General features: G+C 68.7%; 17 protein-coding genes. 2 read left to right on the forward strand and 15 right to left on the reverse strand.

The genetic code is table 11. The features are described 5' to 3' along the window. Nucleotides 1-35: 35 nt before the first annotated feature. Entirely contained in the window at nucleotides 36-1,877 is a 1,842-nt protein-coding gene (eccA, locus tag ACFWFP_RS14295) for a type VII secretion AAA-ATPase EccA (RefSeq protein ID WP_379295200.1), read from the forward strand. Between the two features lie 51 nt (nucleotides 1,878-1,928). Here the strand turns inward: eccA and eccB are convergent, their stop codons facing one another. Beyond that, the gene (eccB, locus tag ACFWFP_RS14300) at nucleotides 1,929-3,437 is read right to left on the reverse strand and encodes a type VII secretion protein EccB (RefSeq protein WP_379295201.1); all 1,509 of its coding nucleotides are present in this window, start codon (nucleotides 3,435-3,437) and stop codon (nucleotides 1,929-1,931) included. Between the two features lie 106 nt (nucleotides 3,438-3,543). On the opposite strand from eccB, the gene eccE reads away from it, so the two are divergent. Continuing rightward, the gene (gene eccE / locus ACFWFP_RS14305; protein WP_379295202.1) at nucleotides 3,544-5,295 is read left to right on the forward strand and encodes a type VII secretion protein EccE; all 1,752 of its coding nucleotides are present in this window, start codon (nucleotides 3,544-3,546) and stop codon (nucleotides 5,293-5,295) included. A gap of 177 nt (nucleotides 5,296-5,472) precedes the next feature. Here eccE and ACFWFP_RS14310 read toward each other — a convergent pair whose 3' ends face one another. From ACFWFP_RS14310 to ACFWFP_RS14375, 14 genes are all read right to left on the reverse strand, one after another. Continuing rightward, nucleotides 5,473-5,766: a WXG100 family type VII secretion target gene (locus ACFWFP_RS14310; RefSeq protein ID WP_378632332.1), complete on the reverse strand. Its 294-nt coding sequence runs from the start codon at nucleotides 5,764-5,766 to the stop codon at nucleotides 5,473-5,475. Between the two features lie 31 nt (nucleotides 5,767-5,797). Continuing rightward, the gene (locus ACFWFP_RS14315) at nucleotides 5,798-6,127 is read right to left on the reverse strand and encodes a WXG100 family type VII secretion target (RefSeq protein WP_378993625.1); all 330 of its coding nucleotides are present in this window, start codon (nucleotides 6,125-6,127) and stop codon (nucleotides 5,798-5,800) included. Between the two features lie 42 nt (nucleotides 6,128-6,169). Further along, a complete protein-coding gene (locus tag ACFWFP_RS14320; RefSeq protein ID WP_379295203.1) occupies nucleotides 6,170-6,961 on the reverse strand; it encodes an ESX secretion-associated protein EspG in 792 nt (263 codons plus the stop codon). Beyond that, nucleotides 6,958-7,938: a PPE domain-containing protein gene (locus tag ACFWFP_RS14325; RefSeq protein ID WP_379295204.1), complete on the reverse strand. Its 981-nt coding sequence runs from the start codon at nucleotides 7,936-7,938 to the stop codon at nucleotides 6,958-6,960. Before ACFWFP_RS14325 ends, ACFWFP_RS14320 begins: the two co-directional genes overlap by 4 nt. Further along, a complete protein-coding gene (locus ACFWFP_RS14330; RefSeq protein ID WP_379295205.1) occupies nucleotides 7,938-8,240 on the reverse strand; it encodes a PE family protein in 303 nt (100 codons plus the stop codon). The genes ACFWFP_RS14325 and ACFWFP_RS14330 overlap by 1 nt, the downstream gene beginning before the upstream one ends. A gap of 28 nt (nucleotides 8,241-8,268) precedes the next feature. Next, complete coding sequence (locus ACFWFP_RS14335; protein ID WP_379295206.1) at nucleotides 8,269-9,600, reverse strand: hypothetical protein; 1,332 nt, start codon at nucleotides 9,598-9,600, stop codon at nucleotides 8,269-8,271. 32 nt (nucleotides 9,601-9,632) lie between these two features. Beyond that, entirely contained in the window at nucleotides 9,633-9,944 is a 312-nt protein-coding gene (locus ACFWFP_RS14340; RefSeq protein ID WP_378632320.1) for a type VII secretion target, read from the reverse strand. Between the two features lie 101 nt (nucleotides 9,945-10,045). Next, on the reverse strand, nucleotides 10,046-10,342 hold the full coding sequence (locus tag ACFWFP_RS14345) for a YbaB/EbfC family nucleoid-associated protein (RefSeq protein WP_379295207.1): 297 nt from the start codon (nucleotides 10,340-10,342) through the stop codon (nucleotides 10,046-10,048). A 25-nt stretch (nucleotides 10,343-10,367) separates the two neighbouring features. Continuing rightward, nucleotides 10,368-10,700, reverse strand: coding sequence for a hypothetical protein (locus ACFWFP_RS14350; protein ID WP_379295208.1), 333 nt, complete (start codon nucleotides 10,698-10,700; stop codon nucleotides 10,368-10,370). 29 nt (nucleotides 10,701-10,729) lie between these two features. Beyond that, on the reverse strand, nucleotides 10,730-11,512 hold the full coding sequence (locus ACFWFP_RS14355) for an ESX secretion-associated protein EspG (RefSeq protein WP_379295209.1): 783 nt from the start codon (nucleotides 11,510-11,512) through the stop codon (nucleotides 10,730-10,732). Next, nucleotides 11,509-13,257, reverse strand: coding sequence for a hypothetical protein (locus tag ACFWFP_RS14360; protein ID WP_379295210.1), 1,749 nt, complete (start codon nucleotides 13,255-13,257; stop codon nucleotides 11,509-11,511). The genes ACFWFP_RS14355 and ACFWFP_RS14360 overlap by 4 nt, the downstream gene beginning before the upstream one ends. 175 nt (nucleotides 13,258-13,432) lie before the next feature. Continuing rightward, nucleotides 13,433-13,909, reverse strand: coding sequence for a YbaB/EbfC family nucleoid-associated protein (locus tag ACFWFP_RS14365; protein WP_379295211.1), 477 nt, complete (start codon nucleotides 13,907-13,909; stop codon nucleotides 13,433-13,435). Between the two features lie 97 nt (nucleotides 13,910-14,006). Continuing rightward, on the reverse strand, nucleotides 14,007-15,206 hold the full coding sequence (locus tag ACFWFP_RS14370; protein ID WP_379295212.1) for a hypothetical protein: 1,200 nt from the start codon (nucleotides 15,204-15,206) through the stop codon (nucleotides 14,007-14,009). 16 nt (nucleotides 15,207-15,222) lie between these two features. After that, entirely contained in the window at nucleotides 15,223-15,972 is a 750-nt protein-coding gene (locus ACFWFP_RS14375; RefSeq protein ID WP_379295213.1) for a toxin-antitoxin system YwqK family antitoxin, read from the reverse strand. Nucleotides 15,973-15,991 lie beyond the last annotated feature (19 nt).

The raw sequence follows: 15,991 nt of genomic DNA on the forward strand, positions 1-15,991 counted from the left end.
GTCCATCAGAGGAAGATTTCGGGGTCCGACAACACATGCCAGACATTCGCCAGGCTCAGCGCGCCTTCGACGCGGGCGTCCTCTCGCTCGGTCTGTCCATCGACGGTCAGGAGTCCGCGCGCGACGAGGAGTACGCGAAGCTGGCTTTCCAGCGCGCGACGGAATGGGATTCCTCGATGTGCGACGCGTGGCTGGGCCGCGCGGCAGCCGGCGAGGTGACCAAGGAGGTGCTGTTCAATCTGCACCGGACCAGCCTCGATTCACTCGGTCGCGAGCAGCGCAGGATCGGCCTCGCCCCGCGCGCCATGGCCGGGCGCTTCCTGCCCGGCCTCTACATCGACTACCCGCTGGCCGGGCTCACCGAGATCTGGCTGGCCTGGGCATCGCAGCTGATCGCGGACACCGACTACGACCAGGCCGAGCAGGTGCTCGACGAACTGGCGAAGCTGCGCGGCGGCCGCGCCGAGGACCCCGACAAGCAGATCGATGATCGGATCAGCTCCTACATTCGCGGCATCCTGCACTACAACACGCAGCGCTGGTCGGACGTGATGACCGTGCTGGCCGGCTCGGAAAGCTGGAAAGACCCCTATCTGGCCACCGGCGCGAATGTGATGGTCGGCACCGCGTGCGCGCAGCTGGGATTGTTCGGCGAGGCGATCCGGCGGATGGAACAGGCTGAGGCAGGCCCGATTCCGTCGGCCAAGTTCACCGCCATGTACAACCGTGGCCTGTGCCTGCGGGAATCGGGCAACGAGGCCGAAGCCCAGAAGCTGTTCGAACAGGTCTACTCGCAGCTGCCCGATTTCGCCGCCAACACGTCCGCCATGCGCGACCGCACCTTCCGGATCGTGGTCACCAGCCGCGAGGTGATCGACGCGCGCACCGACAAGTGGGATGCCGGCTCGGCGCCGACGCTGGCCTCGATGAACGAGGCCGCCGCCGAGGACCGTGCGAAGACCGTGCTCGCCGAGGCACGCGCACAGCTCGACAAGCAGGTCGGACTCGCCTCGGTGAAGAACCAGGTGGCCAAGCTGCAGTCCTCGGCGCAGCTGGCCAAGATCCGCGCGGGCAAGGGCCTGTCGAGTCAATCCCGCGGCCAGCACCTGGCTTTCACCGGTCCGCCCGGTACCGGTAAGACCACCATCGCGCGGGTGGTGGCCAAGATCTATTGCGGTGTCGGGCTGTTGAAGACCGACAAGGTGGTCGAGGCCAAGCGGGTCGACTTCGTGAGCCAGAACCTCGGCGGCACGGCGATCAAGTCCGAGAAGCTGATCGACAGCGCGATGGACGGCGTGCTGTTCATCGACGAGGCCTACACGCTGATCCAGACCGGACTCTCGGGCGGTGACGCGTTCGGTCGCGAGGCGGTGGACACGCTGCTGGCGCGCATGGAGAACGACCGTGACCGGCTCGTGGTGATCATCGCCGGGTACGACGGTGAGATCGACCGGCTGCTCGCCGCCAACGACGGCCTGGCCTCCCGCTTCGCCAAGCGTCTGCAGTTCCCGTCGTACACGGCCGCCGAACTCGGGCAGATCGGCGAAATCGTGGCGGGCAGCCGGGATTCGCAGCTGTCGCCGGAGTCGCTGGACACCCTGATCGAGACCTGCGACTACCTCTACAACCTGGAGAGCACCGATCAGAGCGGGCAACCGCGCCGCGGTGTCGACCTCGCGGGCAACGGTCGCTTCATCCGCAATGTGATCGAGTCGGCGGAGGAGGAACGCGAGTTCCGGCTGGCCAATACCGAAGGGCTCGACCTCGCCGAGGTCGACGACGACGTGCTGATGCGCATCGAAGAGCCGGACATGCGGACCGCGCTGGCCGGGATCGTCGCCACCCTCAATATCGGACAGATCCCGAACCTGAGCTGAACGCCGACGAGCGGGCCGGTGCGAATGCGCGCCCGGCCCCGCTCCTTTCGGCTATTTGCTGGTCGAAGGCAGCGAATCGTAGCTGGTCAGTGCGTCTTTCGCGGACAGAGTCGGGCCGGGGACGAGCTGGCCGATGATCGACCACGGCGCGAGCCTCGGCTTGTCTCCGAGTCCGAGCACCGCGGCGGCCGCGGCATCCGGGATGCCGTAGCGAATCCCGTTGTCGGCCACATAGAACAGCGACTCACGCCGCAGGCTTCCCGGCTCGGCACCGGTGACCTGCACGAATTCGCCGGTGCTCGGCGCCAGGTACACGGCATCCATGCGGTTGCCCGAACCGTCGGCGGTCGCCAGAGCCACCGGCTTGGCCGCAGCGGCCAGCGGGAGTTTCGTGCCGGCGAGCAACGTCACCGTGGCGCGTTCGGTCGGCCCGTCCACCGACTTGCCCTGCGCGGTGGCCTCACCGGGATCCTTGGCCCAGTTCACGCACGCCACGGGGGCGTCCTCGGCCGACAGGATGCGCGGCTTGTGTTCGGGAAAGGCGTCGATCGGCAAGGTGTGCAGCATCGGCATCCGGTCGAGCACATCCGGTGCCAGCTCGGCGATCTCGCGCATGCCCCGGGAATCGGCGTTGCGCAGCAGGTCGGCGGTGAACTCCGAGACACGCTGCACGCCGTCGGCGAGCACCACGTACATCGTCTCCTTGCCCGCGGCCTCGACGCCGGTCACCGAGATGATGCCGCCGATCGGCACATTCGACAGTTTGCCGGGGCCGGGTTCGCCCGCGCGCTCGATGGCAGGCACGGCGAGCGGCGGGGCCTGGGTGGTCGCGCCGAGCACCGCGCTGCCGATCGGACGGACCTGCTGCCCGGTCAGTCCGAGGGTACGGGCGAGCACCGAGTTGGCCGGGTCGACCTCGGCCCTCGCGCCCTTGTACACGAGGAAGGTCTTGTCGCTGTGACGCATCAGCATGGCGTCGTCGGCGCCGACAGCGCCGATCCGGTCACCGGTCTCGAGCTTGCCGACGATGGCGGTGGTGAGCCCGCCGCCCGCGCCGGACGCGCTACCCGCGGCCGAGAGCGGGGTGGTCTCGCACAGCGTCCAATTCGAGCTCGACCCCTGCTTGGACCCCGGCATCGCCGCCGGAGCACCGGGAATGCCGAGCAGCGGGCCGCGCGGCATCGAACCGAGCTTGTCGTCCTTGACCGATTTCGGTGACTGCGCCTCGCCGGCGATCAGCCGGGCCGAGGCCAGATTGAGCACCGGGTGGAGGGTCTTCTCGCCCTCTTTCGCCTCGACGACCACATACATGGCGCCGCTCTGCTTCCCGGTGACGATCAGCGCGTCGCCGATCGCGCCCTGTGGTTTCAGAAAGCCGAGGATGGCCGCCCCCGCCACGATGATCAGACCGAGGACCGCGCCGACCATCAGCGAGCGGCTCTGCGACTTCATCGGATCGTGCAACATGCGCACGTCACGGCGGACCAGAGCATGGTCGAGCCTGCGTAGCAGAAAGCGATAACCATTGACCTGGGCTTTGGTTGTCAGCTGTGCCGGCACAGGGACTCCATTGCTGAGTTGATCACCATCTCGTCGGACACGGTACCGTAAATCCCGAACTTGTCCTTCACCATGATTCGACGTACGCCAAGCGGGGACAACGGCTTTGAACGACAGTATGAACGCCGGGCAAACCGGCAGCGCACACGTCTACGACACCCTGCGTGACCCGGAATTCTGGTTGTTCCGGATGTATCCGCTGCGTGCGTGCGTGCCGACCGCGATACTCGCGGCGATCGTGGCCTGGATCGTGCTGGCGACGACGGATTCGGTCTACGGCGCGATCGGTGGCGCCGCGGCCGTGCTGTTGATCGGGCTCGTGCCGATCCGGCGGCGGCCACCGGCGGTCCGCATCGGTGACTGGCTGGCCCGCCGCCTGCGCGGCCGCGCCGATACTCTCGATCGGGCGCCCGCGTTCGACGTACCGCTGCCGGAAGGGGGCGGCTGCGGAGTCCGCTGGGACGGCGATCTGCTGCTCACCATGCTGCGGATCGACCCGCCACCGGACACCCTCACCCTGCTGCGCCGCGGCTCGCTCAGCGCCGACCAGTTGCTGCCGCTCACCGAAGTGGCGCGCTGCCTCGAACAATTCGACGTGGGACTGGTGAGCATCGATGTGATCTCCACCGGCGCGCGCACCGCGGGCACCGGCGCCGCCGCACAGCTGTACAACCGGATTCTCGGCCCGCTGCCCGCCATCGCGCACCGCACCTGCTGGCTCGTGCTGCGCCTGGACCCCGTGGCCAACGCGACCGCGGTGGACAAGCGCGGCGGCGGTGCCACCGGTGCGCTGCGCACCATGATCATCGCGACCCGCCGGGTCGCGAATCGGCTGGCCACCCAGGGCATCGACGCCGCGGTGCTCACCGCGACCGAGATGAACAGCGCGCTGCGTGAACTGTCCTACGGCTTCGATCCGCTGCGGCTCACCGAGTCGGCGCACGGCCTCGAGTCCGAGTACGGCAGGCATCTCACGCACTACCAGCTCACCGCGCCGATGATCGGCACCAACGGACTGGCCGAGATCTGGTCGCTGCCCACGCTGTCGACCACCGTCACCCTGCGCCTGCACCCCGGCGCGGGCCGGATCGGCCGCGCGGACGACAAGGCGGGGACCGTCGTGCTCAACGCCGTCGTCCGCTTCGATTCGGCGGAGCCCTACGACAAGGCGCCGATCGCCGGGCTGCGCGAGCTCCCGGGCAGCCAGCGCCGAATCCTGCTCGATACCTTGCCCATCGGCGCCGCCGACGACCTCGGTGGCCGTGACGGCTACCGAGGCACCCTCACCGCACTCACCGACATCGCCGTACCGACCACCGGTTGCGGGCAGCTGATCGGCGCCGACGAACGCGGCCAGGGCATCGCCGTCCCGCTGATCGGCGCGGGCACACGCCATGTCGACGTGATCGGCAACCTGGACCTGGCTCAGCAGGTGGTGTTGCGGGCCACCGCGCTCGGCGCGCACGCCGTCGTGCACACCACGCGCCCGCAGGCGTGGCAGTCGATGGTCGCCAATCTGGCCACCCCCCAACTGCTGTCGATCGCGCCACGCGCCGCGGGCGCGACCCCACAGGCACCCCCCGGCCCGCCCCCCGTTCCCGCGGCGCCGTACCCCACCACCACCGTTCTGGTGTTCGACGGTATCGCGCCGACAACCCACCTGGGCGGCGCGACCTTCGTCGAAATCCGTACCACCGAACGTGATCCGGACGCGCTGCCACCCGACGTGACCCTCATCCAGGACCCGTACGCCCCGAACCGGATCACGGTCCGAACCAGCACCGGCAGTGCGACGGTGTCGATGGTGACCACCCCCGACGAAATGCACTACATCGGCGAATCACTCGCGGCGCGCTGAGCAGGCAGGAAAACAGTGCCCTCCTAGCCGACCCGCGCGGGCCGACCTCGAGAAGGCCCACGCCCGCGTAGCGGCCCGGCCGACCGAAGAACGGGGCGGGACACAGTGCCGAAGGCACAAGTCCCGCCCCGTTTTCGGGTGGCCCCACAGGGGCCGCGCTCGAGCGCGGCAGCGCTGCTAAAAGTCCGCGAAACCGTCGCCGACTTTGCCGTCTGCCTCGAGTGCGCGGTTGAGCGCGGACTCGACCTGAGCGGCGAGCTTGTCGAGCTTGTCGAGCGTGTCGGTCAGCTCGGTGGTGACGTTCTTGTGCGCGGTGTCGAAGGTCGAGATCGCCTGGTCACCCTGCAGGTTGTTGCGGAAATCCGAAGCGGCGCCCTCGAGTTCGTCGATTTCGCCCTTCATCTTCCCGCCGTAGGTCTGCAGGTCGCTGAACAGCTCGTTCATCGCCGCGGGATCATAAAGAATGGTCATAGCTCAGTTCCTGTTCGTGTCTGAAGCGCGGTCAGAGGTTGGTGTAGCCGCCGCCACCGCCGGTGGAACCGCCACCGGACAGGCCTTGGCCGTCCATGTTCACCAGGGTGGACTTACCGGAGCTGACCGCTTCGGTGAGCCGGTCGAACTTCTTGTTCAGTGCGTCGGACTCGTCGTGCCAGGCCTGGGCGACCTTCACGAACTCGTCGGAGGCGTCACCCTTCCAGCCGCGGAGCACAGCCTGGGCGGCGTCGTCGATCTGGCCGACCGACGTGCGGAGGTTGCCGATGCTGCTTTCGAGCTTGGAGACGACGCCGTCTACGCCGCCTGCTTCTACACCTACTGGTCCCTGAGGGGGCATGTGCCGAACCTTTCCTACTTGATGGTTGAAACGAGAGATGGCTTAATCTGGCCGCCACCCCCCACCGGGAAGCCCCTCGAGGAGCGCACCGATCGCCTGTGTGAGGCGGTGATCGGTGCCCGGCGTGATGGTCGACCACACCTGCCCGTCGGGCGCCGTCATCGGCGCTACGACGATCCGGCCGCGCGCGGTGTCGTACACCGCGACCGCGCCAGGGGCTCGGGTGGTCAGCCCGTCGTGGTGGACTGCGGCGATGATCTCGGTGTAGCCATGGCAGGTGCCGAAGGCCGCGCCGAGCACGGTCGCCTGGTGCGCGTCGATACCGAGCGCATACATCGCGTCCACGTACTGGGAGGTTGTGTCGGCCGCGTCGAGGCGCGCCGCCAGGTTGTCGGCCGCGACACTCACCGGCGCTACCTCGGCGGGCGCGCAGGTCGGCAGCGCGGCGAGCAGCAGGCGGGCGAGTTCGCGGTCGGATCCGTCGATGGCATCGGTGGCGATCTCGAAGGTCTCGCCGGTGCGTACCGCGCTGGCGTGACCGGAACCGCGGCGGGCCAGGCAGATTCGCCGCCGGCCGTCGTCCCCGTAGCCACGGGCGACGAGTTCGGCGTCGGGTTGGGCCAGGGTGTGCAGCGCGCCCGCCAAGTCGGGTTCGACATCGCCGTAGCTGTCGAAGATGCCGGTGGCGGTGAGTTCGGTGACCGCGGCATCGCGGGCCGCGCGCCAGGCGTCGAAGGTGTCCTGCCGCGGGCCGACGGCGAGCACCAGCGGCAGGGTCTGTACACCGAGCCGGTCGGCGACGGCGAGCAGCGCGTCGTTGGTGAGCGTGGTCATGGCCGTCCCTCCGCGGTGGCGGTGCCGCCGGTCTGTGCGGGGGCGCGCTCGGCGACGCCGAGCACCGCGGGCGCGGCCTGGATCTCGCCTTCGGCGACCAGCTGGTCGGACTCCTCGTAGGCGAGGCCCGCGCGCGGGAAGCGGGCAGCCGAGTCCTGGCTGCCGCCTTGCGCCATCGCGCCGGGGACGAGCGGCGCGGACTGCCCGGCCGGGGCGGTGGTGGCCGGCGCCGCCTGCGTGGTGGCACCGACCGTGGTCGCGGACTGAACGAACGTCGGTGCACGGTAAGCGGTTTGGACCGGAGCCGGCATCGACGGCAGCGCGCCGAGGCCGATGGCGCCGATCCCGGGCATCGCCCCGGCAGTCGGAGTCGGCGACGCGCTCTGGCCCGACTTCTCGCCGGTCAGCGCGGCTTCCGGGGCGATCGGCGGCGGCGGCGCGTGCAACCACGGCGTCGCCAGTGGTTCGGTGGCCGCCTCGTAGCTGCGCATCACCCGGGAGGCAACAGCTTTGGCCAGGTCGGCATCGGCGTCGGTCTGCGCCGCGATCGCCTTGATCGGCGCACCGAGAGCGGTACCGACCTGTTCCAGCGCCTGCTGCATCGCCGTGATCGCGGCGAGGTCGGCGGTATTGGGCATGGCGATGGCCGCCACCTCGTAGGCGAGGACCTGGGCTTGCATCCTGGCCGCGTTGGCGGTCGCGGCCGCCGCGGTCTCGAGCAACCACTCCCGCAGTGTCGAGATCCGTTCCCACACGAGCTCGCTGCTCCCGGACGTCCAGGAACCACGCAAGGTCTGCAGCACCTGCTCGTAGTCGAGCACGGCCGCGCCGAAGGCCGCGGCGAGCCGCGTCCAGGCGGCGGCCGCGTCGGCCATCGGCATGGGTCCGGCACCGGCGGTGAGGTCGGTGGCGAGCTTGTCCGGCTCGCGCGCCTCCCACACCACTCCGGTGAAGCCGGGCTGCGGTGGTTCGATCATTATCCGTTGAAGCCGCTGGTGTTGTCGGTTTCCATCTGATCGAACTCGCTCACCTGCGCGCGCAGAGTGGCGGCGAGCTTGTTCATCTCGTGCGCGCCCGCCTCGGCGCCGGTCAGGTAGTCGTCGGCGACGCCGTTGGCCGTGTTCGCCGCGCGCACCGACACCTCCTCGGTACCGGCCGGTGCGACGTGCAGCGCCGGTGCGACAGCGGTCAGTTCGGTGGTGAGCCGGTCGGCGATGCCGTCCAGCGCTGCCGCGGCTTTGCTCGCCGCGGCCGCATCGAATTCGAAGGTGTTACTCATCTGCCACTCCTGTCATGGTCGTGCCGCGTCACAGTGAGAGTTCTTTGTCCGGCGGCGCGTCGGCGACCACCGGTTCGGCGGCGCCGACGACCGGGGTCGCCACCCCCGCGATCTGGCCGACGACTTCGTCGCCGTGGTTTCCGGTGACCAGCTGTGAGTGCACGGCCTCGTTGCCGCCGCCCTCCACCGCGCGCGCCATCGGCATGCCCGCACCGGCGGCACCCATCGGCATCATTCCCGGCGACGAGCCGCCGGCCGAGGCCGTGGTCATGTTCGCGCCGCCGGAGGTGGTGCCGCCCGCACCGCCGACCGCACCGGTGGCCCCGACGGTGGACAGACCACCGGCGCGACCGCCCTGCCACGGACTCAGTGGCGACGACGACGACCCGACGCCGCCGATCGCACCGACTCCACCGACCGCGCCGCCACCGCCACCACTCGCGGCGGCCAGTTCGCCGGCGGATTCCTCGCCGGTCGCGGAGATCTCGGTACCGGTGGTCGTCGAGTCGCCGGTGGTGCCGGTCGACAGCGAACTCACCTGTTCGGCCAGCGAACCGAGTGAGGAGACCGCGGTACTCGCGGTACTGATCAACGGCGTGATCAGGCTCATCAGCTGACTCAGCGACTCGCTGCCCGCGTCGACGCCGGACGGCGCGTTGGTCACCTCGACCTTCTCACCCGCCTGCACCATCTCGCCGCTGCGCGCGATCATCTCGGCCTTGGTCTCGGCCGTGATCGCCAGACCCTCGGCCATCGCCTCCATGGTCGCCGCGATCAGCACCGCCTGACCACCCGGTGTGAGCACGTAGAGCGGAGCGAGCGCCAGGGTGGCCGAGTACCGGGCGATCACCGCGGCCAGCTTCGCGCCACCGACGGCGACATTGCCCGCCGCCTGGGCGAGCACGGCCTTCTCCTGGGTGCTCTGGGTGGCGAGCTTGGCGCCGTCGGACTGCGCCGCGGTCGCCTTGGTGGTCGCCTCCGTCGCCGCGGCGCTCTGCCACAGCTGCATCACCGTCTGTAGCGCGGTCGAGCCGAGCGACATCACGGTTTCCAGCACCGAGGAGATATTCGTCAGCGCCTCAGCGGGATTGCTCGACGTGCCGGTGCCCGAGGTCGTACCGGTGTTGCCGAGCGCACCGGTACCGAACGCGGAGGCCAGCTCGGTGAGTGGCTGCATCAGCGCCGTCAGATCGATCGTCGGCAGGGCGGGCATTTCCGGCAGCTGGATGAACTCGGGCAGCTGCGGCAACTGCGGCAACCCCATCGAGCCGAGTACCTGACTCACCGGCTGATCGAGCATCGGCGCCAGCGAACTACCGCGCAGCAGCTCGAGCACAGTCGGATCGACCGACGCTGCCACGCCGGCCGAATCTCCCCCTGGATACGTCATTGCTACTGATCGACCGCCGAGATACCCAGCTTGGACGCGCCGTCGGCGCCCTCATAGGTAGCGGCGGCCTGGGTAGCGGTCAACGCGGTACCCGCGTGCACCGCGGCCAGCTGGGCCACCGAGGTGAGGTGGTTGGCCTGCGCGTACGCGAACGACATCAGGAATTCCTGGCCGATCAGGCCGAACACGGGCACCGCGGCGGCCATGGTGGCGACCTGGTCGACCGCGCCTGCCTGGGCGACCCCCGCCGCCATCGTGGCCGAGGCACCCGCGTACGCACGAACTGCGTCCGGAACTACCGCAACATGGTTCATGGCTATCGTCCAATCTCGAAACAGCCCATGGTGTTTCGTTACTTTATCTACTCGTCCGGCCCTGACACCACACAAATACGCGGTGAAGAACAGTTAAAATCTCATGTGCCGGCCCGGTTGTACGCCGTGACCAGCTCGGCTCGCTCACCGAAGGCACGGTGCGCGGCGGCCCGCGCGGTCTGTACCAGCACACGCTCGAAATCGGCCGGTGACAACTTGGCGATCGCCGCGCTGAACTCGAGCCCGACCAGCGCGCCCGCACCGTCGACCGTCACCGTCACCGCGCCGTCGGGCGAAACCTCGTGCGCCCGGATGTCATTGGTGGCATCGGACAGGTCCTGCAGCCGATAGAGCTGACCCTGCACCTTCGCGATCAGCTCGTCCATGGTCTCGACCATCGCCTTGTCCTCCCCTCTTCGCTCGTCAGACCGACCGCAGCCAGCTGTCCGGCTCGGTGTCGTATTCCTGCTCCTCGACGATCTCCGCCGCCGCGACCTCGGCCTCGGTCGGCAATCCCGTCGCCGCCAGCAACGCCGGGTCGAATCCCGCCTCCGCCAGCTGATTACGCCGCGCCAGGCCCGCACGCTTGGCCGACTTCTGACACAACCGCAGGATCTCGGCGGCCAGCTCGGCGGGGTCTCGCCGGACCTGTTCGTGATCCACGGTGATCCCCACCGGCAGGCCCTGCTCGGTGGTCCGCACCACGATCGCGCCCGTCACCGACGACGCGCTGAACTCGGTCGGAAACTCGTCCACGACTCCCCCTTCCGTCTGGCCCGGCATCACTACGCCCGATCATCCCTGATGGCTCTGACAACTTCGGCGATCTGTGTGTTGATCAGCGACACCACCCGCCGGCGATCGGCGCCGACCGCCACCCGCGGCGTGCCGGGCACCAGCACATAGCGACCGTCGTCGGTCAGGTCTCGCCAGCCCAGCCGCAGGCGCACGATGCCGCGCGGACCGAATCGCGACCAGCCCTGCTCGATGTCGATGAAGCCGTCGCGGTCGAGCGGCGCCTGCTGAAAGGTCATCGTCCGCACCGCGGCATCGTCGTCGTAGTGCTGCACCAGTGAGCGGCCGTACGAGTGATCGAGCTGGTCGTCGGCCGGCTCGTCGAGCCGGATCTCCTGGCCGCGGCCCGCTTCCGCCGGGGGCAGGTGGCTCGCGACCACGTCACCGAGCGACAGCGCATCGTGGCGGGTGATGACGAATCCCTCGGCGTGGTACAGGGTTCGGCCGGGACGCTGGCGCACCAGATAGCCCACGTCACCCTTGCGCGCCGCGAGCATGCGCACCGAGAAGGCGGGATCGGTGAGTCGCTCGCCGCCGCCGTACCCGCGCACGATCAGCCGGATATCGGGGTGGGTGAGCACGTCGATGATGTCGTCGAGCTCGTGGCCCCAGCGCTGCTTGATCGTCATCCAGTTGTGTTTCAGCGTGAACTCCGCCGCGTCGGCGGTGCCCGGCTCACTGCTGTGGATGAACGGGTCCGGCATGTACTCCTCGTCGATGCCCGCCCACAGCGCATCGAACTCGTCGCCGGTGAATTCCCAGGTGGGGGTCACTGTTCCACCACCGGCCTCGCGACGATCGGCGCGTCACCGAGCGCTTCGTCCAAGTGGGTGGTCGAGTCGAGGTAGTCGGCCCGCTTGTGTTCCTTCTGCTGGCCCTGACCGCCCGCGCCACCCATCGGCGACATCGGCATACCACCCATCGGCGAGCCGGCCGCCGACGACGCGACGCCCGTGCGGAAACCCTCCATCCCCGTGGTGGCCGAAGCCCGCGGGAACAGCTTGGAGGCGCTGTCCAAACTCGGCGAGAGCGGAGCGGCGCCGGCACCGGCGCCACCGCCGCCCGCACCCGAGCCACCGCCGCCGCCACCACCCTTGCTCGCCGCGCTCAGCGCCTTCTTGGCCTGTTCCTGCAGTGAACCGAGCGCGGCGGAGCCCGGAATACCCGCCAGGGCACTCTGTTCCGCGGCCGAGGTCGCCTGGTCCACAGCCGACTGCGCGGCGGAACTGGCCTGTTCGAGACCGGATTGCAGGGCCGAGGTCAGCTGATCGGCCGAGGACGACCCCGTCGATCCCGTCGAACCGGTCGACCCCAGCGAGCCGTTGCCCGTGGTGTCGGCGCTGCCGTTGCCCAGCTGGCTACCGGAGGTCTGTCCCTGCAGCTCCGCCATGGCCTTCTTGAACGCGGCGGAGGTGTCGCCCGAACCCGATCCGCTCCCCGAACCGGAGCCGCTCCCGCTCCCGCTGCCGTTTCCGGAGCCGTTCCCATTCCCGTTGCCGTTGCCGTTGCCGGTTCCGTTCCCGGAGGACGGCGCGGTCGGATCGGGCAGCGTGGGAATGTGGCTCGTGGTGCTGTTGAGTCCGGGAACGTAGGTGTTCCACATGACCTGGCGGCCGTTCTTGGCGCAGGCCTCCTTGTCGGCCTGTGCCTGCGAGCCGTTGGGATCGGAGTAGCACCGGGGCAACATGAGCGCGGTCGCCAGCCCTTTGGAGGTGGCGTTGATCCAGCCGACGGTGTAATCGAGTGCGGCGGCCACCTGTTCGGTCTGATCGACCAGCAGTCCGTTGGCCTCGTGATAGGCCGACATCGCGGACATGGCGCGCGTGGCGCCGCCCGGGCTGGTCCAGCTCTTCTTGCTCGCTTCGACTTTGGCGTTCAGGTCGTCGAAACCTGTTTTGAGCCAACCCGCCAGGTCGCCCCAATACAACGCGGTGTGGGCGAGATTCCCGGGAACCGCCGACAGGGAATTCATGATCGCCTGGAGTTCGTTGTAGTTGTAGCCGCCGGGGCCTTCCGCCTTCATTCCCGCCGGATCGAACGTCTTGCCGTCGGCCAGGACCTTCGGCAGGTTGACCGCGGTCGCCACCGCCGGAAACTGGACGACCGTGGGCGGCAGCGGCGTCTTGGCCATGCCGGCGCTGCGGCCCTGCTCGATCTTGGTGCGCAGCGCGTCCAGATCCACCTTGCTGCCGTCCTCAGCGCCCTTGTAGTGCCGGGCGGCGTCGAGAAAAGTGTTGGCGACATTGTCGAGTACCGTCTCGTGCTTGCCGAGTACGGTCTTCAGCTGACCGGCCTTGCCTTCGAACTGCTTGGACAGTTGTTTGCCCGACTCCAATGAGGAGAACTCGGGCAGGTTGGAGACCATGTCCACCTGGGTTTTCACCGAGTTGACCCAGTAGCGCGCGTTGTTGGCGGCTTCGACCAGGTTCGGCAGCGCCGACGGCTCGAGCATCAGTGATCCGTCCGAGGCTGCCGAACGCAGCCCCGCCCACTGATCCTGCGCCGATGGTCCCGTCATGAAGTCGACCCTCCCTGTCCGTACCGGTGTCGCCTCGCGCCCCGCCTGGCACCGCTACCACGACACCGCCGATTCGCACGGCTTGCTAACGATTCTACGGTCTGCGACATGAATTACGCATGTACAGCAGCGATCTCACTGGTGGCGATGGTTCGACCATCTCCGTCCATCGCGATCACCAGCCCGCGTCGGTAGCGGGCCGCGACGGATCACGGGATCCGTCCTCTTCGTCGGTCGAGAGTCGTTCCCGCTCAGGCGAGTTGGGCGGCTCCAGCGAGGCTTCCACCGGCTGCGGAATAGCGAAACCGTCCATGTTGTCGACCAATTCGGTGATCTTCGGCAGGCGGGCGCGTTCACTCTGGATCGGCGCCATCAGCGCCTGCGTCTTGCGGGCCACCTCGATCGAGGCCTGCTGCGCGGCCTCGGTCACGGCCTTGGCGATCTCGGTGTAGGTGAGATCGTCGATGTCGGGGGTGAATTTCGTCTCGATGACCTTGTAATCGGCGTTGACAGTCACCGTCACCCGTTTGCGCACGGTGGCGCTGGCGATGATCTTCGCGCGATCCTGCTGGACCTGCGCGATCGCACGCATCTGGGTCTGGACAGTCTCGAGGATGTCCGCCATCTGTGCCTTGGCGTGCTCGTTGGCCATTGCCGATTCCCTCCGACTCGCGAGCCGTCGCGCCCAGCCCGTCGGTTAGCGAGCACACCACAACTGCCACACCCACGCAACAGCACGACGCCGTAGGTCAGGTCGCCAAGCCGGCCGTGTGGGTGCCCGTCGAACCGGCGAGATTCAGCTGGAACCAGGCGGAGTCGACGTTGTAGACATCGTCGGGAAAGACACGGGTGAACGCTTCCCTGGCCACGGCCCCGCGCTCGGCGGCCTCGACCAGACCGGGGACCGCTTCCTTCTGCGCCTGGCCCGCTTTCGGGCCGAGCAAACCGGTCAGCACCTCGACGACAGTCCTGGTGTCCCACATGCCGGGGACGGCGGGAGCCAGCGCGTCGGCACCGGCCGATGCGCCCCGATACCAGCGGCCGCCCTCCCACCAGTAGCAGAAGCTCAGCAGGCCGTTCTCGGCGCGGCGGTTGATCACCGGCTCGGCAACCCAGTCGGGGGCACCCAGATAGAAGTCCGGCATCGGGAGGTCTTTGTTGTAAACGGCGTCGAGTTCCGGTGCGTCCCATATCCCGCCGGAGAGCACCGCGCGATCACCCGGGAGCAGGCACAGGGTGGAGCCACTGTGCTTCGAGCCCTCGAAGACGTGGAAGGCCGGTGTCACGCGCGGTCCCCACTTGGAGCCGATCGCGACGAACGCGGCGGCGATCAGTGCCCACCGACGGGCCAGGAGATCGAGCGGCGGGAATTCCACGTCCGGCGCCGACCCGATGGCGGTGCGGCCGGCCGCGGTATCGGCGCGCGCCTGCTCGGCCGCGGCCAGCGGAGTCCGGATCTGCCGGTTGCCGTGACCGACATAGGCGGCCAGCCAGATCGGCAGCCGATCGCGCGGATAGATCTCGATATCGGTGAGGTACACCGTCGGCGGGAAGAGTTGGTCGTCCGGGAACGGGTCGTCGCCGTAGTCGAATTCGACGTTCATCCGGCCCGTGTTACTCAGCGTGAGCAGGTAGCGCCACCACGGACCGTCGCCCATCGACGCGGACAGGTGCCGGTGCTCACGCAGCAGATCCAGCAGTTCCGGGCTCGGGAACACCCGGGCGAACCGTTCCTGCTCATCGTGGAACACGACCATCGACACCTCGGCCGCCGCCGTCATCGCGAAGGATGCCTCGACCTTGGTCCAGCCCGGCGGGCCGAGCGCCGCCAGCGTTTTCGCGATGCGATGACTCAGCGCGGCGGCCCGCTCCGTGATCCCGTCGTCGGCGGCCACCACCGTGGTGAGGGTGAATCCGACATCGGGATCCCCGGCCAGCTCGTCAGCCACTGCGCACTCCTGTTGCCTAATCCTGGTTCTCGCCGTACCGCGCGGTCACGGTGCCTGCCTCGTCCCATTCGGTCCGGGTGAGCAGCGCGCCGTCGGGCGCGAAAACGGTTTCTTCCTTGCGATTCCCGGTGGGGAACCATGTGCACCAGCGGCCCACCGCTTGCCGATCGGCGTACTCGCCGGTGTAGCGCGGGGTGCCGTCGAGGTACCAGCCGCGCGTCGGCCCGTCAGGGTAGCCGTCGGTGTAGCCGTCCAGGTCGGTGACGGGGCTGCTCGGTGCCGGGCGGCGGAACTGCTGGCCGGTGAACGGCTCGTCGCCGTAATACAGGCGGGCTTGCTCGTCGTCCCAGCGCAAGGCGGGATCGTCCGCGGGCACCGCGTCGGCGGCGATGCCCTTGCGGGTGCGTTCGTCCTCGAATTCGATCACCTCGCCCGCCTGGTTCCAGACCGAGTGGGTGAGCAGCGTGCCCTCGACGTCGTAGACGTCCTCGAGTCGACGGGCGCCGTCGGGGTACCACTCCTGCCAGGTGCCCACGGGCCGGTTGCGGTAGAACTCGCCGTTGTAGCGCATGGTGCCGTCGGGGTACCAGCCCGTCCAGTCGCCCTCGCGGTCGCCGTCGTCGTAGCTCCAGTACTCGCGCCAGGTGCCGTCGGGGCGGGTCTGGGTCACCGCGCCGCTGTAGGGCTCACCCCGATACGACAACCTGCCGGTCGCCGCGTCGACCACCACATCCGGATCGCTCAGTTCGATCGGATCGTCACTCACCTTCGAAACCTCTCCGATC

Source organism: Nocardia sp. NPDC060249 (genome assembly GCF_042728755.1).
In the GTDB taxonomy this organism is placed as follows: domain Bacteria; phylum Actinomycetota; class Actinomycetes; order Mycobacteriales; family Mycobacteriaceae; genus Nocardia.